21 protein-coding genes are annotated in these 25,133 nt (G+C 65.9%); 8 read left to right on the top strand and 13 right to left on the bottom strand.

The window, feature by feature from the left end; all coding sequences use genetic code 11:
* Positions 1 to 78 precede the first annotated feature (78 nt).
* Genes aspS through ACFPFG_RS24715 form a run of 3 tightly spaced genes read right to left on the bottom strand, consistent with a single transcriptional unit; the run spans position 79 to position 2,880 of the window.
* Positions 79 to 1,881, bottom strand: a complete 1,803-nt coding sequence (gene aspS, locus ACFPFG_RS24725) for an aspartate--tRNA ligase (RefSeq protein ID WP_183020018.1) — start codon at positions 1,879 to 1,881, stop codon at positions 79 to 81.
* Positions 1,882 to 1,922: 41 nt separating this feature from the next.
* Entirely contained in the window at positions 1,923 to 2,546 is a 624-nt protein-coding gene (locus tag ACFPFG_RS24720; protein ID WP_012207252.1) for a DUF502 domain-containing protein, read from the bottom strand.
* Positions 2,547 to 2,562: 16 nt separating this feature from the next.
* The gene (locus ACFPFG_RS24715; RefSeq protein WP_183020019.1) at positions 2,563 to 2,880 is read right to left on the bottom strand and encodes an FmdB family zinc ribbon protein; all 318 of its coding nucleotides are present in this window, start codon (positions 2,878 to 2,880) and stop codon (positions 2,563 to 2,565) included.
* A gap of 173 nt (positions 2,881 to 3,053) precedes the next feature.
* Between ACFPFG_RS24715 and ACFPFG_RS24710 the strand changes: the two genes are divergently transcribed.
* Complete coding sequence (locus tag ACFPFG_RS24710) at positions 3,054 to 3,296, top strand: hypothetical protein (RefSeq protein WP_312372637.1); 243 nt, start codon at positions 3,054 to 3,056, stop codon at positions 3,294 to 3,296.
* Between the two features lie 21 nt (positions 3,297 to 3,317).
* Here the strand turns inward: ACFPFG_RS24710 and ACFPFG_RS24705 are convergent, their stop codons facing one another.
* The 8 genes from ACFPFG_RS24705 to ACFPFG_RS24670 form a co-directional block, all read right to left on the bottom strand.
* Complete coding sequence (locus ACFPFG_RS24705; RefSeq protein WP_183020021.1) at positions 3,318 to 4,772, bottom strand: high affinity choline transporter 1; 1,455 nt, start codon at positions 4,770 to 4,772, stop codon at positions 3,318 to 3,320.
* A 58-nt stretch (positions 4,773 to 4,830) separates the two neighbouring features.
* Positions 4,831 to 6,396 (bottom strand): ubiquinone biosynthesis regulatory protein kinase UbiB, encoded by a 1,566-nt coding sequence (ubiB, locus tag ACFPFG_RS24700; RefSeq protein WP_183020022.1) that lies wholly within the window; start codon positions 6,394 to 6,396, stop codon positions 4,831 to 4,833.
* Positions 6,393 to 7,025 (bottom strand): ubiquinone biosynthesis accessory factor UbiJ, encoded by a 633-nt coding sequence (locus ACFPFG_RS24695; protein WP_183020023.1) that lies wholly within the window; start codon positions 7,023 to 7,025, stop codon positions 6,393 to 6,395. Before ACFPFG_RS24695 ends, ubiB begins: the two co-directional genes overlap by 4 nt.
* Positions 7,026 to 7,142: 117 nt before the next feature.
* Positions 7,143 to 8,159: a Tim44 domain-containing protein gene (locus ACFPFG_RS24690; protein ID WP_183020024.1), complete on the bottom strand. Its 1,017-nt coding sequence runs from the start codon at positions 8,157 to 8,159 to the stop codon at positions 7,143 to 7,145.
* A gap of 53 nt (positions 8,160 to 8,212) precedes the next feature.
* Entirely contained in the window at positions 8,213 to 8,944 is a 732-nt protein-coding gene (ubiE, locus tag ACFPFG_RS24685) for a bifunctional demethylmenaquinone methyltransferase/2-methoxy-6-polyprenyl-1,4-benzoquinol methylase UbiE (RefSeq protein WP_183020025.1), read from the bottom strand.
* Positions 8,945 to 9,171: 227 nt separating this feature from the next.
* A complete protein-coding gene (locus ACFPFG_RS24680; RefSeq protein WP_312372630.1) occupies positions 9,172 to 9,594 on the bottom strand; it encodes a gamma-butyrobetaine hydroxylase family protein in 423 nt (140 codons plus the stop codon).
* A gap of 10 nt (positions 9,595 to 9,604) precedes the next feature.
* Positions 9,605 to 10,060: an HIT family protein gene (locus ACFPFG_RS24675; protein WP_380108671.1), complete on the bottom strand. Its 456-nt coding sequence runs from the start codon at positions 10,058 to 10,060 to the stop codon at positions 9,605 to 9,607.
* Entirely contained in the window at positions 10,060 to 13,974 is a 3,915-nt protein-coding gene (locus tag ACFPFG_RS24670) for an FAD/FMN-binding oxidoreductase (RefSeq protein ID WP_312372628.1), read from the bottom strand. The genes ACFPFG_RS24675 and ACFPFG_RS24670 overlap by 1 nt, the downstream gene beginning before the upstream one ends.
* A gap of 421 nt (positions 13,975 to 14,395) precedes the next feature.
* Between ACFPFG_RS24670 and ugpB the strand changes: the two genes are divergently transcribed.
* The 6 genes from ugpB to ACFPFG_RS24640 all read left to right on the top strand — a co-directional run bounded on the left by ugpB (position 14,396) and on the right by ACFPFG_RS24640 (position 22,161).
* Complete coding sequence (gene ugpB, locus ACFPFG_RS24665) at positions 14,396 to 15,700, top strand: sn-glycerol-3-phosphate ABC transporter substrate-binding protein UgpB (RefSeq protein WP_012207263.1); 1,305 nt, start codon at positions 14,396 to 14,398, stop codon at positions 15,698 to 15,700.
* A gap of 123 nt (positions 15,701 to 15,823) precedes the next feature.
* Positions 15,824 to 16,705 (top strand): sn-glycerol-3-phosphate ABC transporter permease UgpA, encoded by an 882-nt coding sequence (ugpA, locus tag ACFPFG_RS24660; protein WP_012207264.1) that lies wholly within the window; start codon positions 15,824 to 15,826, stop codon positions 16,703 to 16,705.
* A gap of 2 nt (positions 16,706 to 16,707) precedes the next feature.
* Positions 16,708 to 17,556: a sn-glycerol-3-phosphate ABC transporter permease UgpE gene (gene ugpE / locus ACFPFG_RS24655; RefSeq protein ID WP_012207265.1), complete on the top strand. Its 849-nt coding sequence runs from the start codon at positions 16,708 to 16,710 to the stop codon at positions 17,554 to 17,556.
* Between the two features lie 86 nt (positions 17,557 to 17,642).
* A complete protein-coding gene (gene ugpC, locus ACFPFG_RS24650) occupies positions 17,643 to 18,653 on the top strand; it encodes a sn-glycerol-3-phosphate ABC transporter ATP-binding protein UgpC (protein WP_197955237.1) in 1,011 nt (336 codons plus the stop codon).
* A gap of 181 nt (positions 18,654 to 18,834) precedes the next feature.
* Entirely contained in the window at positions 18,835 to 19,599 is a 765-nt protein-coding gene (ugpQ, locus tag ACFPFG_RS24645) for a glycerophosphodiester phosphodiesterase (protein ID WP_380108668.1), read from the top strand.
* Between the two features lie 153 nt (positions 19,600 to 19,752).
* Positions 19,753 to 22,161: a DUF3772 domain-containing protein gene (locus ACFPFG_RS24640; protein WP_380110327.1), complete on the top strand. Its 2,409-nt coding sequence runs from the start codon at positions 19,753 to 19,755 to the stop codon at positions 22,159 to 22,161.
* Here ACFPFG_RS24640 and ACFPFG_RS24635 read toward each other — a convergent pair.
* Both ACFPFG_RS24635 and ACFPFG_RS24630 read right to left on the bottom strand, forming a co-directional pair.
* The gene (locus ACFPFG_RS24635) at positions 22,158 to 23,063 is read right to left on the bottom strand and encodes an N-formylglutamate amidohydrolase (protein ID WP_183020031.1); all 906 of its coding nucleotides are present in this window, start codon (positions 23,061 to 23,063) and stop codon (positions 22,158 to 22,160) included. The two genes, ACFPFG_RS24640 and ACFPFG_RS24635, sit on opposite strands and share 4 nt — an antisense overlap.
* Positions 23,063 to 24,055 (bottom strand): tripartite tricarboxylate transporter substrate binding protein BugE, encoded by a 993-nt coding sequence (locus tag ACFPFG_RS24630; RefSeq protein ID WP_380108666.1) that lies wholly within the window; start codon positions 24,053 to 24,055, stop codon positions 23,063 to 23,065. The genes ACFPFG_RS24635 and ACFPFG_RS24630 overlap by 1 nt, the downstream gene beginning before the upstream one ends.
* A 148-nt stretch (positions 24,056 to 24,203) precedes the next feature.
* Between ACFPFG_RS24630 and ACFPFG_RS24625 the strand changes: the two genes are divergently transcribed.
* Entirely contained in the window at positions 24,204 to 25,127 is a 924-nt protein-coding gene (locus ACFPFG_RS24625) for a LysR substrate-binding domain-containing protein (protein ID WP_374617988.1), read from the top strand.
* Positions 25,128 to 25,133: the final 6 nt, after the last annotated feature.

The raw sequence follows: 25,133 nt of genomic DNA, 5'->3' as shown, positions 1-25,133 counted from the left end.
GAAAGCTCTCCGCAAAAAGAAAAACGGCAGAAGCTGTGCCAGCTTCTGCCGTCCGTATCAAGCCGCCAGGCCCGGTCCTCAGCCCTGGGTGGCCGCCAGCGGGTTGCGCAGGCGGATGTGCAGCTCGCGCAGCTGCTTTTCGTCCACGGGCGAAGGTGCCTGCGTCAGCAGGTCCTGGGCGCGCTGGGTCTTGGGGAAGGCGATCACGTCACGGATGGAGTCGGCACCCGTCATCAGCGTGATCAGGCGGTCCAGGCCGAAGGCCAGGCCACCGTGCGGGGGCGCGCCGTACTGCAGCGCGTCCAGCAGGTAGCCGAACTTGGCGCGAGCGTCTTCGGGCGAGATCTTGAGCGCGTCAAACACCTTGCTCTGCACGTCGGCGCGGTGGATACGCACCGAGCCGCCGCCCAGCTCCCAGCCGTTCAGGACCATGTCGTAGGCCTTGGCCAGGCAGTTGCCCGGATCAGTGACCATGAGTTCCTCGTGGCCGTCCTTGGGCGAGGTGAACGGGTGGTGCACGGCCGCCCAGCGGTCGTTTTCCTCGTCGTGCTCGAACATGGGGAAGTCCACCACCCACAGCGGCGCCCAGCGGTTCTCGAACAGGCCGTTGGCCTTGCCGAATTCGCTGTGGCCCACCTTCAGGCGCAGCGCGCCGATGGAATCGTTGACGATCTTTTCCTTGTCGGCGCCGAAGAAGATGAGGTCGCCGTCCTGGGCACCCGTGCGCTTGAGGATTTCGGCAATGGCCGCGTCATGCAGGTTCTTGACGATGGGCGACTGCAGGCCATCGCGGCCCTTGGCCACTTCGTTGACCTTGATCCAGGCCAGGCCCTTGGCGCCGTAGATCTTGACGAATTCGGTGTACTGGTCGATCTCGCCGCGCGAGATCTGCGAGCCGCCCGGCACGCGCAGTGCCACCACGCGGCCGCCCTTGGTCGTGGCGGGGGTGGAGAACACCTTGAAGTCCACGTCCTTCATGACCTCGGTCAGTTCGGTGAACTCGAGCTTGACGCGCAGGTCGGGCTTGTCCGAGCCGAAGCGGAAGGCCGCATCCTGGTACGTCATCATCGGGAACTCGCCCAGATCCACGTCCAGCTGGGTCTTGAAGACCTCGGTGATCATGCGCTGGAAGATGGCGCGGATTTCCTCTTCGCCCAGGAACGAGGTCTCGCAGTCGATCTGCGTGAACTCGGGCTGGCGGTCGGCGCGCAGGTCTTCGTCGCGGAAGCACTTGGTGATCTGGTAGTAGCGGTCGTAGCCGGCCACCATCAGCATCTGCTTGTACAGCTGGGGCGACTGCGGCAGGGCGAAGAACTCGCCATCGTGCACGCGGCTGGGCACCAGGTAGTCGCGCGCGCCTTCGGGCGTGCTCTTGCCCAGCATGGGCGTTTCGATGTCGATGAAGCCTTCCTTGTCCAGGAAGTTGCGCACCTGGATGGCCGTGCGGTAGCGCAGCATCATGTTGCGCTGCATGTAGGGGCGGCGCAGGTCCAGCACTCGGTTGGTCAGGCGCACGGTCTCCGACAGGTTCTCGTCGTCCAGCTGGAACGGGGGCGTGACCGAGGCGTTGAGCACGTTCAGCTCGTGGCACAGCACTTCGATCTGGCCGCTCTTGAGCTTGTCGTTGGTCGTGCCTTCGGGACGTGCGCGCACCAGGCCCTTGACCTGCACGCAGAACTCGTTGCGCAGGCCTTCGGCAGTCTTGAACATCTCGGCACGGTCGGGGTCGCAGACCACCTGCACATAGCCTTCGCGGTCGCGCAGGTCGATGAAGATCACGCCGCCATGGTCGCGGCGACGGTTCACCCAGCCGCACAGGGTAACGGTTTCGCCCATCAGGGCTTCGGTCACTAGACCGCAGTAGTGGGAGCGCATGGCCATGATGAAAAGCTTCCTGCGCCCGGGACGGGCGCGACAGTTCGTTATTTGGATTCCGCGGGCAGTGTGAGATCCGGAGGAGTCACCACGCCCATCGAAACAATGTACTTGAGCGCGGCATCCACGCTCATTTCCAGCTCGATGCAATCGCTCTTGCGAACGATGACGAAATAGCCGCCCGTCGGGTTCGGCGTTGTCGGCACGAAGACGCTCAGGTATTCGTCACGCAGATAGGCAGCAACCTCTCCGCTGGGCGAGCCGGTGACGAAGGCCACGGTCCAGACGCCTTCGCGCGGCCATTGCACCAGCACGGCCGTGCGAAACGCATTGCCGCTGTCCGAGAACACGGTGTCGGACACCTGCTTGACGCTGGAATAGATGGAGCGCACCACGGGGATGCGGCTGACCACCGCATCGCCCCAGGAGACAAGCTTGCGGCCGATGAAGTTGCTGGCCGCAGCGCCGACCACCAGCAGGATCAGCAGCGTGAGCACCACGCCGAAGCCGGGAATGTGGAAACCCAGCAGCCGGTCCGGATGCCAGGCCTCGGGCAGGATGGCCAGCGTCTGGTCCAGCGTGCCGATGATCCAGTTGAGCACGCCCAGCGTGATCACCAGAGGAACAATCACCAGCAGGCCGGCGAACAGCCATTTGCGCAGAGCGGACATGAAATGCAAGCCTTGATCAATGGCCCGTGGAGGGTGCGGGAGCAGATGCGGGGGCCGCAGCGGGCGCAGGCGCAGTTGCCGCAGGTGCGGCAGATGTATCCGAGGCCGGTGTGTCGGCCGCTGGAGCCGGCGTGGCGGCGCCCTTGCTGCCGCTGTTCTTGAAGTCGGTCGCGTACCAGCCCGAGCCCTTGAGCTGGAAGCCGGCAGCCGTCAGCTGCTTGGAAAAGGCCTCGGCCCCGCAGGCCGGGCAGGTCGTCAGCGGAGCATCCGAGATTTTCCGCAGCACATCCTTGGCATGACCGCAGGAGCCACACTTGTATGCATAAATAGGCATGGCGCTAATGCTTGTACGAGAGAAGATGCAAAACTTTCGATTATAGGCATCCGCCCGACACTGCGGCTGCCTTGCCCCCAAAGGCCCATGCCGGCAAGACCCGCTGCCGGGGCGCCTGCCGCGTCCATGTTCAGCGCCGTGCCGGGCGCCGCCGCATCCCCAGGCCGGTCAGCATGACGGCCAAGCCCATGCACACCAGGGCGGGCACACCCGTGGCGGGCACCGACTCCGGCGTAGGCACGGCACAGCGGATGCTTCACTCACGAGCGAAAAATCGCCGCCCCCTGTGTGCGGCCAATATGCAGAACCATCCAAGAAACCAAAGTCAACCCTTGTTGCCGACCAAAGCTTTCCATCAAAGCAACGGTTCACCAAACGGCAAGCGCTCAACAAAAGCAGATGCACAAGAAACCTGATCGCATACATTCATGCGGTGCTCAATTCAGGTGGGGTGCGCTGAATTCCTGAATCTTCTCGGAGCGGTTGGCCATCCATTGCGGTGCCAGCGAGCCGGCCACCATGCCAGTCACTGCTGCCAGCAGACCTGCCAATTGCTGCGGGAATGCCTCATGCAATGCGGGTGTGGCCATGAAAACCACCCACACCCCGATGCCCAATCCCACAGCGAAAACGGCACCCTGCGTGGTGGCACGCTTCCAGTACAGGCCAAAGACCAGGGGCACGAAGGCGCCGACCAGCGGGACCTGGTAGGCACTGGAAACCAGCTCGTAGATGGGCGTGCCTTCCATGCGGATGGAATAGGCGAGCACGCAGACACTGAACACCAGCACGCTGATGCGCATGGCCAGCAGCATCTCGCGGTCACTGGCCTGGGTCCGGAACTGGCGCCAGATGTTCTCGGTGAAGGTCACGCTGGGCGCCAGCAGCGTGGCAGAGGCGCAGGATTTGATGGCCGACAGCAGCGCGCCAAAGAACAGCACCTGCATGACGAAGGGCATCTTGTCCATGACCAGGGTGGGCAGCACCTTCTGCGGGTCCTGCTTGAGCAGCTCCGCCGTCTCGCCGGGCATGATGATCAGCGCGCTGGCCACGAGGAACATGGGCACGAAGGCGAAGAAGATATAGGCCGAGCCACCGATGACGGTGCCGCGCGTGGCGGCCTTCTCGCTGTGGGCCGACATCACGCGCTGGAACACGTCCTGCTGGGGAATGGAGCCCAGCATCATGGTGATGGCCGCGCCAAAGAAGAAGAGGATTTCATGCCAGCTGGGCTCGGGCCAGAACTGGAACAGATCGCGGCTCACGGCCAGGTCGATGACCTTGCCGGCGCCGCCAGCCATGTCGCTGGCAAACCAGGCCAGCACCACCAGGCCGACGACCAGGATGATCATCTGCAGGAAGTCCGTCACTGCCACCGACCACATGCCGCCGAACAGCGTATAGGCCAGGATGGACACCACGCCGATGACCATGCCCATGGGAATGCTGACCATGCCGCCCGACAGCAGGTTGAACACCAGGCCCAGGGCCGTGACCTGCGCCGAGACCCAGCCCAGGTAGCTGAGCATGATGATCAGCGAGCAGACGATCTCGATGGACCGTCCATAGCGGTGACGGTAGTAGTCGCTGATGGTCAGCAGCGTCATGCGGTAGAGCTTGCCCGCAAAGAACAGGCCGACCAGGATCAGGCACATGCCCGCGCCGAACGGGTCTTCGACCACGCCGCGCAGGCCGCCCTCGATGAACTTGGCGGGCACGCCGAGCACGATCTCCGAGCCGAACCACGTGGCAAACGTGGTGGTGATGATCATGTACATGGGCAGATGGCGCCCGGCAATTGCGAAGTCGGCCGTGTTCTTGACCCGCCTGGCCGCCCACAGGCCGATGGCGATGGTCACGAACAGGTAGGCGATCACCATAGAGAGCAGCACGCTGGCACTCCTGTTTCAAAGTGGGAAAAGGGAGAGGTCCGGAAACCCGTCAGTGTTCTCAGTACCAGCGCAGCCGCACCACCAGTTGCAGCAGGATCAGCGCGATGACAAAGCCGATGCCCGCGCTGACGATGGCCTGCAGCAGGCGGTTGGTGAGCTTTTGCTGCTGCAGCAGCTCCTTGAGCAGTTCGTCGTGCTCGCCGGAGTTGCGCGTGAGCCGGCGATGGATCAGGCGCGGCAGCTCAGGAATGAGCTTGGCATAGCGCGGTGCCTCGGCCAGCAGCTCGCGCCACAGCCGTTGCGGGCCCATCTGGTCCAGCATCCATTTTTCGAGGAAGGGCTTGGCCGTGCTCCACAGGTCCAGGTTGGGGTCCAGCTGGCGCCCCAGGCCTTCGATGTTGAGCAGCGTCTTTTGCAGCAGCACCAGCTGCGGCTGGATCTCCACCTGAAAGCGGCGCGAGGTCTGGAACAGGCGCATCAGCACCATGCCCAGCGAAATCTCGGCCAGCGGACGGTCGAAGTACGGCTCGCAGACGGCGCGGATGGCAGCCTCCAGCTCGTCCACGCGCGTGCTCGGCGGCACCCAGCCGCTTTCGATATGCAGCTCGGCCACGCGCTTGTAGTCACGGCGGAAAAACGCCGTGAAGTTCTGCGCCAGGTATTCCTTGTCGTACTCGGTCAGCGTGCCGACGATGCCGAAGTCCAGCGAGATATAGCGCCCGAAGGTCTCGGGCTCCAGGCTGACCATGATGTTGCCCGGGTGCATGTCGGCGTGAAAGAAGCCATCGCGAAAGACCTGGGTGAAGAAGATGGTCACGCCGTCGCGTGCCAGCTTGGGGATGTCCACGCCGGCTTCGCGCAGGCGCTCGACCTGGCTGATGGGCACGCCGGTCATGCGCTGCATGACCATCACGTCGTTGCGGCAGAAATCCCAGTACACCTCGGGGATCAGCACCAAGTCCAGCCCTTCCATGTTGCGGCGCAGCTGCGCGGCGTTGGAGGCTTCGCGGATCAGGTCCAGTTCGTCGTGCAGGTAGTTGTCGAACTCGGCCACGACCTGGCGGGGCTTGAGGCGCTTGCCGTCTGCCGACAGGCGCTCGACCCAGCGCGCCATCATGTGCATCAGCGCCAGGTCCTTGTCGATCACGGTCTTCATGCCCGGACGCAGCACCTTGACGGCCACGTCGCGCTGCACGCCGTTGCGGTCGCTGATCACGGCAAAGTGCACCTGGGCGATGGAGGCGCTGGCCACCGGCTCGCGCTCGAAGCTCACGAAGACCTGGTCCAGCTTCTTGCGGAAGGCGCGCTCGATGGTGTCCACCGCAATCTGAGAATCGAAGGGCGGCACGCGGTCCTGCAACCGGGCCAGTTCCTCGGCCACGTCGGGCGGCATCAGGTCGCTGCGCGTGGACAGCACCTGGCCAAACTTCACGAAGATGGGCCCCAGTTCCTCCAGGGCCTCGCGCAGGCGCTGGCCGCGCGGCTTGTCCAGCCGCCGGCCCAGCGTGAGCACCGCGCGTGCGCGGCGCATCCAGGGATGCTCGAAGCTCGACAGCACCAGTTCGTCGAGTCCGTAGCGGAACACCACCCAGAGGATGGTCAGCCCGCGAAGAAACCGGCTCATGGCTTGTCGTTCTCGAAACCGGGCAGGGATACCACGGGGGAACCAACGGGCGCGCTGGCGGGCGCTGCCGCACGCGCGGCCTCGGGGGCGGGGGCATCGGGCTTGCCGGCCATGCGGGCACCCACGAACTGGCGCAGAGCCTGGGCGGCACTGCGCGCGACCTTGGCCACGGTGTGCGCGGGCGCATCGCCGATGATGCGGGCCAGATCTTCCTCCACGTCCCATTCGACGTGGTCCACCAGCCAGTTGATGTCGGCGGCCAGTTGCACGTCGCCCTCGATGCGGATGGAGGGCTTGTCGCCGCGCAGGGCCACCTGGGCCAGGGCCAGCGGGGAGGTCTCGGTGACTTCAAGCATCAGGTCGGGCTGCGCGCCTTCGGGCGCCACGTTGAACAGGCCGGCGGGCGTGATCTGCAGGGCCATGGAGTAGCCGCGCCACTGCACGCGCGCCACGCGGCCCTTTTGCCGCACGAGGCGCTCCATCGCCTCTTTCTCCTGCATCAGCACATGGTTGAGGAACAGCACGAGGCGCTGATGCACCTCGCTGACCAGCCATTGCGGCGGTTGCGGACCGGCCATCACGCGTTCCATGAGACCGTTCAGAAAAGAAAAAGGGGACTGTGTTGCCATAGTCCCCGATTATTCCCGAAGTGAGAGGATGCGGCCGACGCAAATCCGGTCGAGACAAGTGGCCAGCCCATGGCGTGGCCCCTGTCGCATCCCTGGCTTGCGCCGGTCCTCTGCAAATTACTGCAGTGCCTGGACTCCGGCGACCAGCCAGCCGCTGCTGCCGCTCTTGGGCTTGGTCATGTTCCAGACCTCGCGGAAGGGCGTGGGGCCTGCCGAGGCGTCCTCGCGGATCATTCCGGAGAATTCCACGCTGGCCATGTAGTCATTGCCCAGATCCTCGATACCCAGCAGCTGGGCATCGATCATGACCACGTCGGTCTGGTTGGGCTGGCCGGGGCGCTGCACCTCGCGCTCGCTGAGCTGGCCACGGATCTCGGTCAGCATCTCGTCGGTCATCATGGCGCGCAGCGAAGCGATGTCCGAGCGATCCCATGCCGATTGCAGCGTGACGAAGTTGCGCTTGGCGGCCGTCAGGAAGCCTTCGGTGTCGAAGCCTTCAGGCACACCCCAGTTCTGCGAGCCTGCCAGGGCAGAGCCGATCTGCACGCCGGAACCCGAGGCCAGGGCGGCCGGCTGGTGGTTCTGCTCCCAGGGACGGGCCGAGGCGTCGTTGCCGACCTTCTCGGGGTTGTACTGGCGTGCCAGCGGTGCGCTGTCCACGTTGCCACCCATGTTGCCCGCGCCCGCAGGGGCCGCGTTCTGGAAGGCGAAGGGGCTGGGCGATGCCTGCTGCGCGCCGGCCGCCGCACGGCGCGAACGCATGACCATGCCCACGACGACCATGATGACCAGGGCCAGCAGGGCGATCAGCAGGAACTGGCCGAAGGCGGCGCCCAGGCCCAGCGAGTGGGCCAGCCAGGCCAGGCCCAGGCCGGCAGCCAGGCCGCCAAGCATGGCGCCCCAGGGCTTCTTGGCCGGAGCGGCCGCAGGCGGCGTTGCAGGCTTGCCCGCAGCGTTCTGTGTGGCGGCGTTCTGCGGCGGCGTGTTCTGCGCCGGCGCGCGCGTAGCTTCACGCTGCGTCACATTGCTCGACTGCTTGCCCACCGATCCGCCACCGCCCATGCGCTTGGCGTCGGCCGTGCCGTGGACCACCACCAGCATCGCGACCAAGACCATAGACCATAGCTTTTTCATGTCATCTCCTCGAATAATCGTGTTGCCGTCACCTCACCGAACGCCTCACGCGCTCAGCACTTGATTCCCACATGCAGGGCCGCAATGCCGCCCGTCATGTTGTGATAGTCCACATGGCCGAAGCCGCATTCCTGCATCAGGCGCTTGAGATCCTCCTGGCCGGGGTGCATGCGGATGGACTCGGCCAGATAGCGGTAGCTGGCGTCATCGCCCGCCACGAGCTTGCCCATGGCCGGAAGAATCTTGAAGGAGTACCAGTCGTAGGCCTTCTCCAGGGGCTTGGCCACCTTGGAGAACTCCAGCACCAGCAGCTTGCCGCCGGGGCGCAGGACACGGTTCATTTCCTTGAGCGCCACATCCTTGTGCGTCATGTTGCGCAGGCCGAAGGCCACGCTGACCAGATCGAAATGGTTGTCGGGAAACGGCAGGGCCTCGGCATCGCAGACCATGGTGGGCAGGATGACGCCCTTGTCGATCAGGCGGTCGCGGCCCACGCGCAGCATGGCTTCGTTGATATCGGTGTGCACCACCTGGCCGGTGGAGCCGACCTTCTTGGCGAAGGCCAGGGCCAGATCGCCCGTGCCACCCGCGATGTCCAGTGCCTTGTCGCCTTCCTTGAGGTTGGCCACCATCACCGTGTAGGCCTTCCAGGCACGGTGCAGACCACCCGACATCAGGTCGTTCATGACGTCGTAGCGCGAAGCGACCGAGTCGAACACGCCGCGCACGCGGCTGGCCTTCTCGCGCTCGTCCACCGACTGGAATCCGAAATGTGTGGTGCTCATAACAACGATGCTAAGCAAGCAGTAGTAATGCGTACAGCGACAACCCCGTATGGCCGCGGGCTTTGCCGGGCAAGGGTTATCAAGAACAAACAGCTTGAAACGCCCTCGAACAAAGACTTTCAAGCTATTTTAAATATAGCATCACCCCCAATAACCCTGTGCCGTACAGAGGTCCGGAATGTGGCGCGAGGGGAACGGCGCCATACATCGCGCGCCCATGCGCGGCGTCAGTGGCTGCCGCAGCCGTGTCCGCCGCCGCCGGCCTTGCCGGGCATGGGCGTGTCGCGGTCCATGCCGGACTCCTGCAGCCGGCCCAGGTACTGCGCCCAGAACTCGTCCTGGCGGCGGCCCAGTTCGTAGAGGTATTCCCAGGTGTACAGGCCGCTTTCATGCCCGTCGCTGAAGAAGGGCTTGATGGCGTAGTTGCCCACGGGCTCGATGGCCGTGATGGACACCTCGCGCTTGCCCGTCTGCAGCACTTCCTGGCCCGGGCCGTGGCCCTGGACTTCGGCCGAGGGCGAGTACACGCGCAGCAGCTCGAAGGGGATGCGAAAGCTTGCGCCGTCGGAGTAGGCGACTTCCAGCACGCGCGATGCGCCGTGCACGGTCAGGGCTTCAGGGGTCGGGGTGTCAGGGGTCAGGCCGGCCATGCGGTGCTCCTCATTCAGTGGCGGGGTGCTGCTGCCAGGCATCGAGTGCCTGGACCAGCTCCGTGTCTATGGCTGGCAAGCGCGCTGCCACCTCGGCCTCGCGCTCGCCATTGCGCGGGCGCTGGGCCGGGGCCCAGACCGCGCCCGGGAAATGGCTGTCCCAGTCGAAGCGCGCGATCACATGCCAGTGCAGGTGCGGCACCATGTTGCCCAGCGCCGCCAGGTTGATCTTGGCCGGCGCAAGGCGCTCACGCAAGACGCGCTCGACCACGACCACGGCATCCATGCAGTGCTGGCGGTCGGCGGCGTCCAGGTCGGAGAACTCGGCCGCATGCGCATTCCAGACCACGCGGTAGAAGGCCGGAAGGCCCTCTTCCTGCGCGCGGATCACGCGCAGGCGCCGGCCGCGCCAGACGGGCACGCCGCCTTCCGTGGCGCACAGGGGGCAGGAAGCGGGAGCAGCCATCAGACCAGAACCCGTTCGATGCCGCCGGCGTTGGCGCGCTGCACATATTCGGCCATCCAGTTCTCGCCCAGGATCTGGCGCGCCATCTCGACCACGATGTAGTCGGCTTCCAGCAGGCCGTTGTTCATGTCGCCACCGTAGCGCGACAGGCCCTGCAGGCAGCTGGGGCAGCTGGTGAGTATCTTCACGTTGTCCTTCTCGGCCAGGGCGCCGCTGGCGCGCAGCGCGGCCTCGCCCTTCTTGAGCTCCTCTTCCTTGCGGAAGCGGATCTGCGTGGAGATGTCGGGGCGCGTGACGCCCAGCGTGCCCGATTCGCCGCAGCAGCGCTCGCTCTTGACCACGCCGTCGCCGACCAGCGCCTTGACGGTCTTCATGGGGTCCTGCAGCTTCATGGGCGAGTGGCAGGGATCGTGGTAGAGGTAGCCCTCCTTGCCCTGCAGCGTCACGCCCTTTTCCAGCAGGTACTCGTGGATGTCGATGATGCGGCTGCCCGGGAAGATCTTGCCGAACTCGTAGCCCTGCAACTGGTCGTAGCAGGTGCCGCAGCTGACCACCACGGTCTTGATGTCCAGGTAGTTGAGCGTGGTGGCGACGCGGTGGAAGAGCACGCGGTTGTCCGTGATCATCTTCTCGGCCTTGTCGAACTGGCCGCTGCCGCGCTGGGGATAGCCGCAGCACAGGTAGCCGGGTGGCAGCACGGTCTGCACGCCGGCATGCCAGAGCATGGCCTGGGTGGCCAGGCCCACCTGGCTGAACAGGCGCTCGGAGCCGCAGCCGGGGAAGTAGAACACCGCCTCGGTGTCCGCATTCGTGGTCTGCGGGCTGCGGATGATGGGCACGTAGTCCTTGTCCTCGATGTCCAGCAGGGCACGTGCCGTCTTGTTGGGCAGGCCGCCTGGCAGCTTCTTGTTGACGAAGTGGATCACCTGCTCCTTGAGCGGCGCTCGCCCCACCGAGGCCGGCGGATGCTGGGTCTGCTTCCTGGCCAGGCTGTGCAGCACGTCGGATGCCAGGCGCTGGGCCTTGAAGCCCACGCCGACCATGGCCGAGCGCATGAACTTGATGGTGTCCGGATTGGTGGCGTTGAGCATGGCCATGGCCAGCTTGTTGCCGGGCCGGAAGCTCTTCTTGTCCATCTTGCGCAGCAGATTGCGCATGTTCATGGTCACGTCGCCGAAGTCGATCTTCACCGGGCAGGGGTTGAAGCACTTGTGGCAGACCGTGCAGTGGTCGGAGACGTCCTCGAACTCCTGCCAGTGGCGCAGCGACACGCCGCGGCGCGTCTGCTCCTCGTAGAGGAAGGCCTCGACCAGCAGCGAGGTCGCCAGGATCTTGTTGCGCGGGCTGTACAGCAGGTTGGCGCGCGGCACGTGGGTGGCGCACACGGGCTTGCACTTGCCGCAGCGCAGGCAGTCCTTGACCGAGTCGGCGATGGCGCCGATGTCGCTTTGCTGCATGATCAGCGACTCATGCCCCATCAGGCCGAAGCTGGGCGTGTAGGCGTTGGTCAGGTCGGCGAACATCAGCGATTCGCGCGGCGAGCGGCCGTCATGGTTCTGGCCCACCACGGCCTGCAGCTTCTCGTTGCGGATCAGCTTGCCCTTGTTGAAGCGGCCTTCTGGATCCACGCGCTGCTTGTAGGCGGCAAAGGGCGCCAGCTCGTCGTCGCTGAGGAATTCCAGCTTGGTGATGCCGATGCCGTGCTCGCCCGAGATCACGCCGTCCAGATGGCGCGCCAGCACCATGATGCGTGCCACGGCCTCATGGGCGGTCTGCAGCATCTCGTAGTCGTCGCTGTTGACGGGAATGTTGGTGTGCACGTTGCCGTCGCCGGCGTGCATATGCAACGCCACCCAGACACGGCCCTTGAGCACGCGCTGGTGGATGGCGTTGACCTCGGCCAGCAGCGGCTGGAAGGCCGCGCCCGCGAAGATCTGGGCCATGGGCACCTTCAGCTGGGTCTTCCAGCTGGCGCGCAGCGTATGGTCCTGCAATTGCGGGAAGAGGTTCTCGACATCGTCCAGCCAGCCCTGCCACAGCGTGCGCACGTCGGCCACCAGGGCCAGGGCCTGCTGCACGCGGTCCTCCAGCAGCTCGGCCGAGGGGATGTCGCCCGCATCGTCCTGCTTGCCCAGCGGCAGGTCGCCGTGCTGGAAGAGGTCCGTCAGCGCGTCGCACAGTTTGAGCTTGTTGCGCAGCGACAGCTCGATGTTGATGCGCTCGATGCCGTCCGTGTACTCCCACATGCGCGGCAGCGGGATCACCACGTCTTCATTGATCTTGAAGGCGTTGGTGTGGCGCGAGATGGCGGCCGTGCGCTTGCGGTCCAGCCAGAATTTCTTGCGCGCCTCGGCGCTGACGGCGGTGAAGCCTTCGCCATTGCGCGAGTTGGCGATGCGCACCACCTCGGCGGCCACGCGGGCCACCTCGTCGGCGTCGTCGCCGGCAATGTCGCCCAGCAGCACCATCTTGGGCAGATGGCCATTGCCTTTCTTGCTCTTGGTGGCGTAGCCCACGGCCTTCAGGTAGCGGTCGTCCAGGTGTTCCAGGCCGGCCAGCAGCACGCCCGAGCGCTTTTGCTCGGCGAACATGAAGTCCTTGATCTCGACGATGCTGGGCACGGCGTCCTTGGCGTTGCCGAAGAACTCCATGCAGACCGTGCGCGTGTGCTCGGGCATGCGGTGCACCACCCAGCGCGCGCTGGTGATCAGGCCGTCGCAGCCTTCCTTCTGGATGCCGGGAAGGCCCGACAGGAACTTGTCGGTCACGTCCTTGCCCAGGCCTTCCTTGCGGAATTTCTGGCCGGGAATGTCCAGCCGCTCGCTGCGGATGGGGGTCTTGCCGTCGGCCTCGAAGTACTGCAGCTCGAAGCTGGCCATCTCGGCGTCATGGATCTTGCCGAGGTTGTGGCCCACGCGCGTGACTTCCAGCCACTGCGCATCGGGCGTGACCATGCGCCAGGACACGAGGTTGTCCAGCGCCGTGCCCCAGAGCACGGCCTTCTTGCCGCCCGCATTCATGGCGACGTTGCCGCCGATGCACGAGGCCTCGGCCGATGTGGGGTCCACGGCGAAGACGAAGCCCGCGCGCTCGGCCGCATCGGCCACGCGCTGCGTGACCACGCCGGCTTCGGTGAAGATGGTGGGCACCTCGTGGTCCACGCCGGGAATGCGGCGCATCTCCACCTCGGTCATGGCTTCGAGCTTTTCGGTGTTGATCACCACGCTGCGCCAGGTCAGCGGGATCGCGCCGCCCGTGTAGCCCGTGCCGCCGCCGCGCGGAATGATGGTCAGGTGCAGCTCGATGCAGGCACGCACCAGGGCGGCCATCTCGGCTTCGGTATCGGGCGTGAGCACCACGAAGGGGTACTCGACGCGCCAGTCGGTGGCGTCCGTCACATGGGCCACGCGCGACAGGCCGTCGAACTTGATGTTGTCCTTGGCCGTGTGGCGGCCCAGGCTTTTCTGCACGCGGCGGCGCAGTTGCTCGGCCTCGACGAAGGTGGCGTTGAACTCATGCACGGCGCGGCGCGCCGCATCCACCAGCTGGCCCACCAGCGCGTCTCGCCCGGGATCCTGCTGCGGAGCGCGGCGCTTGTCGATCTCGCCCAGGCGGTGCTCCAGTGCTTCCACCAGCGACTTGCGGCGGTCGGGGCTGTGCAGCAGGTCGTCCTGCAGATAGGGATTGCGCTGGACGACCCAGATGTCCCCCAGCACCTCGTAGAGCATGCGGGCGGAGCGGCCCGTGCGTCGCTCCTGGCGCAGCTGGTTGAGCACATCCCACATGGATGTGCCCAGCAGGCGGATCACGATCTCGCGATCGGAAAACGAGGTGTAGTTGTAGGGAATCTCTCGCAGACGTGCAGGTTCGGCAGCCTGTGCCTGCAGGGCTGCCAACGCAATCGGTACATTCATGGGGTAGACCGTGTCTGGCGCTCTCGGGGCGCCGCTAAGCCAAGTGGGAGCGCAATTTTAAGCGAGCGCCCCGAAGACGCGCTTCCCACGGGGCTCTGGAGGGCGTGCCGTCTTGGCCCGCGAAGCCAGCCCTCGCCAACGCGGCGGTAGCTCACGGGGAGGGGTGAACCTGCCTTATACAGAAAGAGCACAAACGAGCCAATACGAACAACCCGGGCTTTTGAAACGAAATGGTATTGACCTAAAATGGCGCCGCTTCGCGTGTCATTTTTTGTCACACGACTGACATACGGGACCAGCGGCTCACCGGGTTTGGCCTGTAGTGCGGTACGAAGCATCCGAAAACAATGACACAGACATGTCATGCCCCTGCCTTACCGTGGCAGCGGTCTGAAACCGTCACCGAACTAGAGGAGTCCTCATGCAACTGAAGCAACTGGCCATGGCAGCCGCGATCGCGGCCACCACCATCTCGGCACAAGCCCAAACCGAAATCCAGTGGTGGCACTCGATGAGTGCAGCCCTGGGCGACTGGGTGAACGACCTGGCCAAGGAGTACAACGCCAGCCAGACCCAGTACAAGATCGTGCCGACCTACAAGGGCCAGTATGACGAATCGATGACGGCCGCCATCGCCGCGTTCCGCGCCGGCAACGCGCCTGACATCCTGCAGGTCTTCGAAGTGGGCACGGCCACCATGATGGCTTCCAAGGGCGCCGTGGTGCCAGTCACCAAGGTCATGAACGACGGCGGCTTCAAGTTCGACCAGGGAGAGTACATCTCCGCCGTGGCCGGCTACTACACCGCCCCCAACGGCCAGATGATGAGCTACCCGCTCAACAGCTCGACCACCATCTTCTATTACAACAAGGACGCCTTCAAGAAGGCAGGCCTGGACGAGAACAAGCCGCCCAAGACCTGGCCCGAAGTGTTCGCCGCCGCCGAAAAGCTCAAGGCCTCGGGCCACCGCTGCGCACTGACCACGAGCTGGATGAGCTGGACCCAGCTGGAGAGCTTCTCGCTGTGGCACAACACCCTGTACGCGACCAAGAACAACGGCTTTGACGGCACCGATGCCAAGCTGGTGTTCAACTCGCCGCTGCACGTCAAGCACTTCGAGAACCTGGCCAAGGCAGCCAAGGACGGCAGCTTCGTCTACAAGGGCCGCGGTAACGTGCCCGACGCCGCCTTCGCTTCCGGCGAGTGCGCGATGATCACGGGCTCCTCCGGCCTGTACGCCCGCGTGGTCAAGGAAGGCAAGTTCGCATTCGGCCAGTCGCAACTGCCCTACTACGCCGATGTGAAGGGTGCCCCCCAGAACACGGCCATCGGCGGTGCCTCCCTGTGGGTGATGGCCGGCAAGAGCGCCGAACGCTACAAGGGCGTGGCCGATTTCTTCAATTTCCTGAACAACACCAAGATCCAGGCCGCCAGCCACCAGCGCACCGGCTACCTGCCCGTGACCACCGCTGCGTACAAGCTGACCGAGGCTTCGGGCTTCTACGAAAAGCATCCCGGCACCGACACCGCCGTGACGCAGATGATCCGCAAGACCACCGACAAGTCGCGCGGCATCCGCCTGGGCAACTTCGTTCAGATCCGCACCATCATCGATGAGGAAACCGAACAGATCTGGACCGGCAAGAAGACTCCCCAGCAAGCCCTGGACACCGCTGTCACCCGTGGCAACGAGCAACTGGGCCGCTTCGCCCGGGCCAACAAGTAATCCTCCCATGTGATCTGCGGTGTGGCCGCTGCGCAGGCAGCCCGCACCGTGCATCACAGGCCCGCAACCGGCGGCCCCACGGCCATCCGGTGTGCGGGCTGTTTTGTTCTACCGAGTTCCGTCATGGAAAAACGCGTTCTTTTTCGATCCGCCTGGCTGCCGTGGTTGCTGATAGCACCACAGATGGTCATCGTGCTGGTCTTCTTTTTCTGGCCTGCAGGCCAGGCCATCGTGCAGTCGTTCCAGGCGCAGGATACGTTTGGCTTCTCCACCGAATGGGTGGGGTTTGCCAACTTCCAGCACCTGCTGGATGACCCTGCCTACCTGGCCTCGTTCAAGACCACGGCCATCTTTTCCGTGCTGGTGGCGGTGTTCGGCATTGCGCTGTCGCTGATGCTGGCCATCTTTGCGGACCGCGTGATCAAGGGCGCGCTTGCCTACAAGACCGCCTTGCTGCTGCCCTATGCCGTTGCGCCCGCCGTGGCGGGTGTGCTGTGGGTGTTCATGTTCTCGCCGTCCATCGGCGTCGTGGCCTATGCGCTGCGCATGATCGGCTATGACTGGAACCACCTGCTGAACTCCGGCAACGCCATGACGCTGATCGTCATCGCCGCGATCTGGAAGCAGATTTCCTACAACTTCCTGTTCTTTCTTGCGGGCCTGCAGTCCATCCCCAAGTCGCTGATCGAGGCCGCCGCCATCGACGGCGCGGGCCCCATGCGCCGCTTCTGGGACATCCAGTTCCCGCTGCTGTCGCCCACCACGTTCTTCCTGCTGGTGATGAACGTGGTCTATGCCTTCTTCGACACCTTCGGCATCGTGGACGCCACGACCCAGGGCGGTCCGGGACAGGACACCTCCATCCTGGTCTACAAGGTCTATCACGACGGCTTCAAGGCCATGGACATGAGCGGCTCGGCTGCCCAATCCGTCGTGCTGATGGTGATCGTGGTCGCACTCACGGTGATCCAGTTCCGCTATGTTGAGAAGAAAGTGCAGTACTGATCATGGTTGAACGCAGTCCCCTTCTCTCCTTTTTCTCGCACCTGATCATGGTGCTGGGCGTGATCATCGTCGGCTTTCCGCTGTACCTGGCCTTCGTGGCCTCCACGCACACGCCGCAGGACATCATCCAGGTTCCCATGCCCCTGGTGCCCGGCAGCAACTTCTGGGAAACCTACAAGGCCGCGCTGTTCGGTGGCTCGGGCCCCGGCTCCAGCGCGCCCGTGGCACGCATGATGTGGATCAGCTTCGTCTCGGCCATGGTGATCACCGTGGGCAAGATCGCGATCTCGCTGCTGTCGGCCTTCGCCCTGGTGTACTTCCGCTTCCCGTTCAAGAAGATCTGCTTCTGGCTGATCTTCGTGACCCTGATGCTGCCCGTGGAAGTGCGCATCGGCCCCACCTACGAAGTCGTCTCCACGCTGGGCATGCTCAACAGCTACGCCGGCCTGACGATTCCGCTGATCGCCTCGGCCACGGCCACCTTCCTGTTCCGCCAGTTCTTCCTGACGGTGCCGGACGAGCTGGTGGAAGCCGCCCGCATCGACGGCGCAGGCCCCATGCGCTTCTTCAAGGATGTGCTGGTGCCGCTGTCCAAGACCTCGATCGCGGCGCTGTTCGTGATCCAGTTCATCTACGGCTGGAACCAGTACCTGTGGCCGCTGCTCGTGACCACCTCGGAAGACATGTACCCCGTGGTCATCGGCATCAAGCGCATGGTGGCCAGCGGCGATACCGGCAATGACTGGAACGTGGTGATGGCGACGGCCCTGCTGGCCATGCTGCCGCCCGCTGCCGTGGTGATCCTGATGCAGCGCTGGTTCGTCAAGGGCCTGGTGGACACCGAAAAGTAAACCGCCCGCCGCCCCCACCCACCGTATAGAACCCCGCAGGGCAGGCGCCAGCGCCCTTCGCCCTGCGACTCAACCAGAATCTTCGTATGGCATCCATTTCCTTTCGCAACCTGATCAAGCGCTACGGCCAGGGCCCGTCGGCCAACCAGGTACTGCACGGCGTCAACGCCGAAATCAAGGACGGCGAGTTCGTCGTCATCGTCGGCCCTTCGGGCTGCGGCAAGTCCACCCTGCTGCGCATGGTGGCGGGCCTGGAGGAGATCTCCGACGGCCAGCTGCTGATCGGCGACAAGGTGGTCAACGACGTGGAACCGGCCAGGCGCGACATCGCCATGGTGTTCCAGAACTATGCGCTGTACCCGCATATGTCGAACTACGAGAACATGGCCTACGGCCTGAAGATCGCCAAGGTGCCGCCCGAGGAGATCAAGCGCCGCGTGGACAAGGCCGCCAAGATCCTGGAGCTGTCGCACCTGCTGGACCGCAAGCCGCGCCAGCTGTCGGGTGGCCAGCGCCAGCGCGTGGCCATGGGCCGCGCCATCGTGCGCCAGCCCAAGGTGTTCCTGTTCGACGAGCCGCTGTCCAACCTGGACGCCAAGCTGCGCGGCCAGACCCGCATCGAGATCCAGAAGCTGCACGCCGAACTGGGCATCACCAGCCTGTTCGTGACCCACGACCAGGTCGAGGCCATGACCCTGGCCCAGCGCATGATCGTCATGAACGGCGGCGTGATGGAGCAGTTCGGCACGCCCGAAGAGGTCTACCACACGCCCGCCTCCACCTTCGTGGCCAGCTTCATCGGCTCGCCCCCGATGAACCTGCTCAAGAACGCGCCCGGCGGCACGGCCGGCCGCATCCTGGGCATCCGCCCCGAGCACCTGGTCGTCGTCAGCGAAGGCGGCTGGGAAATCAAGGTGGACACCGTGGAAATGCTGGGTGCCGAGCGCCTGGTCTATGGTTCGCTCAATGGCGAGACGATGACGGTGCGCATCGACGAAGGCGCGCCCTTCCCCAAGTCCGGCGAGACCCTGCGCGTGCGTCCTTCCGAAGAGCGTCGCCTGCACTGGTTCGACGCAGAATCCGGAAAGCGGATCTAAAGCACCCCCTGAGGCGCTTCGCGCCTTCCCCCTCTCTACCCGCTTTGCGGGGGAGGGGGACGACACCCTCGGTGCGGGGCGGCCCTTCCTCGGTGTCCCTGAGCTAGGCCGCGTCCATTTCTGGCACAGCGCCACAAATATGCCGAGACGATGTCGGACTCAAAGACTCGACGGATTGGCTATGACAGAAAACCTCACTTCCTGGCCCTACCCCCTGTGGGTGGCCCACCGTGGCGCCGGCAAGCTGGCGCCCGAGAACACCATGGCCGCCTTCCGCCTGGGCGCCGCGCACGGCTATCGCATGTTCGAGTGCGATGCCAAGCTGTCTGCCGACGGCGTGCTGTTCCTGATGCACGACGCCACGCTGGAGCGCACCACCAACGGCCACGGCACGGGTGGCGACCTGTCCATGGGGGAGATCGCCCAGCTGGACGCCGGCAGCTGGCATTCGCGCGCCTATGCGGGCGAGGCCCTGCCCACGCTGGAAGCCCTGGCGCGCTGGTGCCTGGCCAACCATTTCTTCCTGAACGTGGAGATCAAGCCCACGCCCGGCCAGGAAGAGGCCACGGGCCGTGCCACGGGCGAGCTGATGAACCGCATCTGGCCCGAGGACCGCATCCAGCCGCTGTTCACTTCGTTCAAGACCGATGCGCTCAAGGGCGCACGCGACACGGCACCGCACATTCCGCGGGGCCTGCTGGTGGACAAGCTGGCCGATGCCACGGGCGATGCCGACCTGCGCACCGCGCTGGATCTGGGCTGCGCGGCCATGGTGCTCAACCATGCGCTGTGGGATGCCGCCCTGGTCGCCAAGGTGCATGGCGCGGGCCTGCGCTGCAGCAGCTATACGGTCAACGATGAATGGGCCGCGCAGCGCCTGATCGACCTGGGCACGGACGGCGTCATCACCGACCGTGTCGATATGTTCAGTCCCGCATCGCGCTGAGACGGCTGCCGGCTGGCGGGGCCGGACCTTTGGAAACAACCGTCGCGGCGGCCCGCCGCACAATGTGCGTCCATGACACCGCCCCGCCCGTGCCCTCTCGCGCTGCGCCCTACGTGGGCGCAGGCCTTGCGCCAATGCCTGGCCGCCGGCCTGATGGTCCTGGCCATGCTGGTCCTCACTGTGCCCGCTCCGGCCCATGCGCAGGACCGCACGGCAGCGGCGGCCACGGCGGTGCCCGACGGCCGGCCCGCCCTGCCCGGCGTGGACGATCTGCGCAAGCAGCTGGACGCCATTCCCCGCAAGCTGGCCGAGGACGATGACGGCCGCAAGCTGCTGGACGAGGCTGCGGCCATTGGCACTGCGGCCGACCAGGTCGCAGCCCGCCGCACCGAGGAACTGGCCGATATCGATTCGCGCCTGGCCGGACTGGGCCCCGCGCCCGAAAAAGGCGCCCCTGCCGATGCGCCCGATGTGGCCGAGCAGCGCGCCAGCCTGGCCAGGCAGCGCAGCGCCGTGGATTCCGAACTGAAACTGGCGCGGCTGGTTTCGGTCGATGCCGACCAGCGCGGCAACGAGCTGATACGCCAGCGCCGCGAACAATTCCAGGCCGCACTGACGGCCCGCACCGACTCGCCGCTGGGCCGGCCCTTCTGGCGCAACCTGCGCGCCGCCGCGCCTTTGGACGCGGCGCGCCTGCAGGGCCTGGGGCGGGAGCTGCGCCAGGCCGTCGCCTCCACCATGGCATCCGAACGCCGGGGCGGCTTCATCGCCAGCCTGGCAGCCGCCTTGCTGATCGCCCTGCTAGGCCCCTGGCTGGCCGAGCGTCTGCTGGTGCGCGCCGCGCCCGCGCGCCTGCCCAGCGGCCGCCTGCGCCGCTCGTTGCGCGCGGCGGCCACGGTGGTGATCAACACGCTGCTGATCGGCCTGGCAGCGCAACTGGCCTGGAGCGTGCTCAAGGCCGGCGATGGCTTCAGCGAATCGCTGGACGCGCTGGCCAAGGCCAGTGTGCAGGTCACGCTGTTCGGCGCCTTCGTGGTGTCGCTGGGCCAGACCCTGCTGTCGCGCAGGCGCAGCTCCTGGCGCCTGCCCGGCGTGTCGGACGAGCTGGCCCAGCGGCTCAGCCCCTATCCCTGGTGGATTGCCGCCGGAGCCGCACTCAACGGCCTGGTGACCGAAGTCAACGCCATCATCGGCGCCAGCCTGGCCGCCGAGGTCACGGTGCACGCCCTGTCGGCCCTGCTGATTTCGGCCGTGGTCATGCTGGCCCTGCGGCATCTGCGCGCGCCGGCGCCGGTCGCGCAGGAAGACGGCGCCCAGGCGGAGCCCGCGCCGCAACGGCCTTTGTGGGTGGGCCTGCTCGTGGCCTGCGCGGCGGTGGCCAGCATTGCCACCATTGCGCTGGCCGTGACCGGCTACGTGGCGCTGGCCGGGACGCTGGCGCGCCAGATGGTGTGGACCGGCGTGGTCTTTGCCACCACCTACCTGCTGTTCCAGCTGGGCGACGATCTGTGCGAGGCCCTGCTGTCGTCCAAGGGCAGCTTCGGCACCCGGCTGAACCAGGGCCTGGGCATCGAGGGCCGGCTGCTGGACCAGGCCTCGGTGCTGGTCTCGGGCCTGCTGCGCGTGGCCCTGCTGTTCTACATGGTGATCGCCCTGCTGGCCCCGCTGGGCACGGGGCCGGACGAGGTGTTCCGCCGCGGCAGCACGGTGAACCACAGCCTCAAGGTGGGCGACTTCACCATGGCGCCGCAGGCCCTGTTCACCGCATTCGCCGTGATCGTCACGGGCCTGATCGTGATCCGCGTGATCAAGCGCTGGCTGACGGACCGCTACTTCCCCAACACCTCGCTGGAGCCGGGCATGCGCAGCTCCATCACCACGCTGCTGGGCTATGTGGGCGGCATCTTCGTGGTGGCCGTGGCGCTGGCGGGGCTGGGCATCAGCGTGGAGCGCATTGCCTGGGTGGCCAGCGCGCTGTCGGTGGGCATTGGCTTTGGCCTGCAGGCCATCGTGCAGAACTTCATCTCGGGCCTGATCCTGCTGGCCGAGCGGCCCGTGAAAGTGGGCGACTGGGTGGTGCTGGGCGATACCGAGGGCGACGTGCGCCGCGTCAACGTGCGCGCCACCGAGATCCAGCTGGGCGACCGCTCCACCGTCATCGTGCCCAACTCGGAATTCATCACCAAGACCGTGCGAAACATGACGCTGGCCGGCGCGCCCGGACGTGTGCTGCTGCGCCTGCCCGCGCCGCTGGACACCGATGCCGAACGCATGCGCACCCTGATATTGGAAGCCTTTCGCGCGCATGAAGGCATCCTGGACACGCCCGAGCCTTTGGTGCAGCTCGAAGGCATTGCCAACGGCACGCTGACCTTCCTGGCCATCGGCTACGTGGGCAACCCGCGCAATGCGGGCGGGGTGCGCAGCGATGTGCTGTTCAGCATCCTGGCATCGCTCAAGGGCGCGGGCCTGTACCTGTCGCCACCGGCCACCACCTCGGTGGCGGCGCCGGTGGTGGCAGGCACGCCGGCCATGCCCGGCGACCCTGCCAGCCCGGCCTAGCCTCGCCCGGCCATTTCAGCGCGCACATGCGCCGCGACCACGGCCATCAGCTCGCGCAGATGGCCGCGCAGCGGCTCGAAGCCCGCGTTGGGTTCGCGCGTGTCCTCGTCCATGTAGACCGGGCGACGGATCTCGATCTGCAGGCTGTGCCGGCCCAGGTGCGGCTGGCCTATGCGGCCGATCAGCTCCACGCCCTTGTAGGGCTCGTTGTAGGCCACGCTGTAGCCAAAGCCCGCCAGCGTCTCGCCCACCAGCTGGATGAACCCGGGCGCGCAGGTCGTGCCGTCGCGATCGCCCAGCACGAAGTCGGCCAGCGGCGGCGCGTCGGTACGGCCCAGGCGCTTGTAGACATCGTTGGGCATGGAGTGCAGGTTCAGGTGCCATACGCCGCCAAAACGCTGCACGCTGTCATCGATGGCCTGCGCCAGCGCCGCATGGTAGGGACGCCAGTAGCGCGCTATGCGGTGCTCCACCTCGGCCACCGTGCGCGGGCGTTCATACAGCGGCGTGGCCGCGCCGTCCCGGCTGATGCGCTGCCAGATCAGGCCCAGGCCCTGGCGGGTCTTGACGCTGGGCGCCAGGGGCACGGGCCACTGGCCGTCGATCTGCGCGGGGTCCAGGTCGGCCTCGCTGCGGTTGGGGTCGATGTAGGTGCGCGGAAAGGTGGCCTCGATCAGCGTTGCGCCATGCGCGGGCCACTGGTCCCAGAGTGCGGCCACATGCGTGTCCTCGCCACGCCGGAGCAGGGACATGGGTACGCAGTGGCCGAAGTCCTCGGGATAGGACGTGCCGCTGTGCGGCGAGTCGCAGACGATGGGCAGCACCTCGCCGGTGGCGGGATGCACCACGACCGGGGTGTCCGGCCGGGGGCGCAGAAAATCGGTCTGTGCCATGCGGTCCATCAGTCGAGCTTGATGTTGGCGCGCTTGGCCACGGCCGTATAGCGCTCGATGGCGGCCTTGATCTGCTTGGCAAATTCCTCGGGCGCGTTGCCCATGGACTCGCCCGAGATGGATTTTTGCTTTTCCAGATAGTCAGGCATGGCCATGGCCTTGTGCGCAGCCGCATTGAGCTTGTCGATGATGGGGCGCGGCGTGCCGGCAGGTGCGACCAGCCCGAACCAGCCGCCGTCGCCCATCTGCGGGAAGCCCAGCTCGGTGTAGGTGGGCACGTCGGGCAGCACGTCGGCGCGCTTGAATGCCAGCACGGCCAGCGGGCGCAGCTTGCCGTCCTTGATGTGGGGCAGCGTGGACGGCAGGTTGTCCGTCATGGCATTGACCTGGCCGCCCAGCGCGTCGGTGATGGCCTGGCCCGCGCCCTTGTAGGGGATGTGCAGCAGGTCGATACCGGCCAGGTTCATGAAATTCTCGATGTTGGCGTGGCCCAGGGAACCTGTGCCCGGCGAGGCAAAGCTGTACTTGCCCGGGTTGGCCTTGGCCAGGGCGATGAACTCCTTCATGGTCTTGGCGGGCACGCTGGCGTTGATCACGAACACGCTGGGCACGGACATCACATTGGTGATGGGCGCGAAGTCCTTGATCGGGTCGTAGGGCAGCTTGCGGAAGATGGCCGGGTTGGAGCCATGCGTGCTCACCGTGGCCATGCCGATGGTGTAGCCATCGGCCGCAGCACGCGCAATTTCGGAGGCGCCAATGGAGCCGCCCGCCCCGCCCCGGTTGTCCACCACCACGGACTTGCCAAGGATCACGCTCATCTTCTCGGCCAGCAGCCGTGCCACCATGTCGGTGGAGCCCCCCGCGCCAAACGGCACGACCAGGCGGATCGGCCGGCTGGGATAGTCGGCAGCCGGGCCCTGGGCCCAGGCGACGGGAGCCAAAAGAGCAGTGGCGGCGCAGGCGGCCAGGCTGGACAACAGGGTGCGGCGCATTGCCATGGGATGTTTCCTCTCGTGATGGATGAAAGAGCGGCCTGCTGCAGGGCAGGGCTTCGCGGAACAGGCGCCGATTCTGGACAGACGACGCACGCGCGAAAAGAGACAAGACGGCAAGCAACTATGACAAACCGTCATAATTGCGTCCGTCATGCGCATGCACTCTCCCTCGCTTTCCGAGCTGCACGCCTTTGCGGCAGCGGCGCGCCTGGGCAGCTACTCGCTGGCAGCCCAGGAGCTGTATGTCACCCAGGGCGGCATCAGCCGCGCCATCGCCCGGCTGGAAGAGCACCTGGGCTTTGCCCTCTTCGAGCGCCAGGGCCGGCGCAGCGTGCTGAGCGAGGCTGGCCGCGAATACCTGCAGGCCGTGGAGCCCTCCGTACACGCCATCGAATCGGCCTCGGCCGCCGCACGCAGGCGTCACTTCGGCCCGCAACTGCGGTTGTCGGTCGTGCCCACGCTGTTCAGCCACTGGCTGATTCCACGCCTGCCACGATTCAACGCCCTGCATCCGGGCATCGTCCTTTCGTTCGCCCCCTACCGGCGCGATGACTCGCTGTCCGCAGCCGAGATCGACGGCTGGCTGCGCGTGGGCAGCGAGCCCTGGCCCGCCCATGTGGTGGCCGACTATGTGGTGGGCCGCGATCTGGTGCCCATCTGCCATCCGCGCGAATTGCAGGGCCCGCAAGCCATACGCAGCGCAGCGGATGTGCTCGCGCGCCCCTTGCTGTTTCACACCAACTACCCGGGCAACTGGGCGCGCTGGATGAGCCACCTCGGCCTGCCCGGGCCCTGCCCCGCGCCTGCGGCAGACTTCGAGCTGGTGGCCCTGCTGGTCCAGGCCGTGGCCGCAGGCATGGGCGTGGCCCTGGTGCAGCGCTGCCTGGTCGAGGAAGACCTGGCCGCCGGCCGCGTGGCCCTGGCCTTGCCTGCGCCCGTGCACATAGAGCGCGGATATTTCCTGTGCCGCCCCGCCGCGCGTGCACCTTCCGAAGCCTTTGTCCAGTTCCGCGAATGGCTGCTGGAGCAGGCTGCGCCAGGTGCCGTGCCTCCAGCCGCAGTCCCAGGCCCTTGATCGTCG

It is taken from the genome of Delftia deserti (assembly GCF_042653485.1).
GTDB lineage: Bacteria > Pseudomonadota > Gammaproteobacteria > Burkholderiales > Burkholderiaceae_C > Comamonas > Comamonas acidovorans.
Note: the sequence above shows the minus strand (reverse complement) of the source record. Positions and strands in the feature narration are given on the sequence as shown.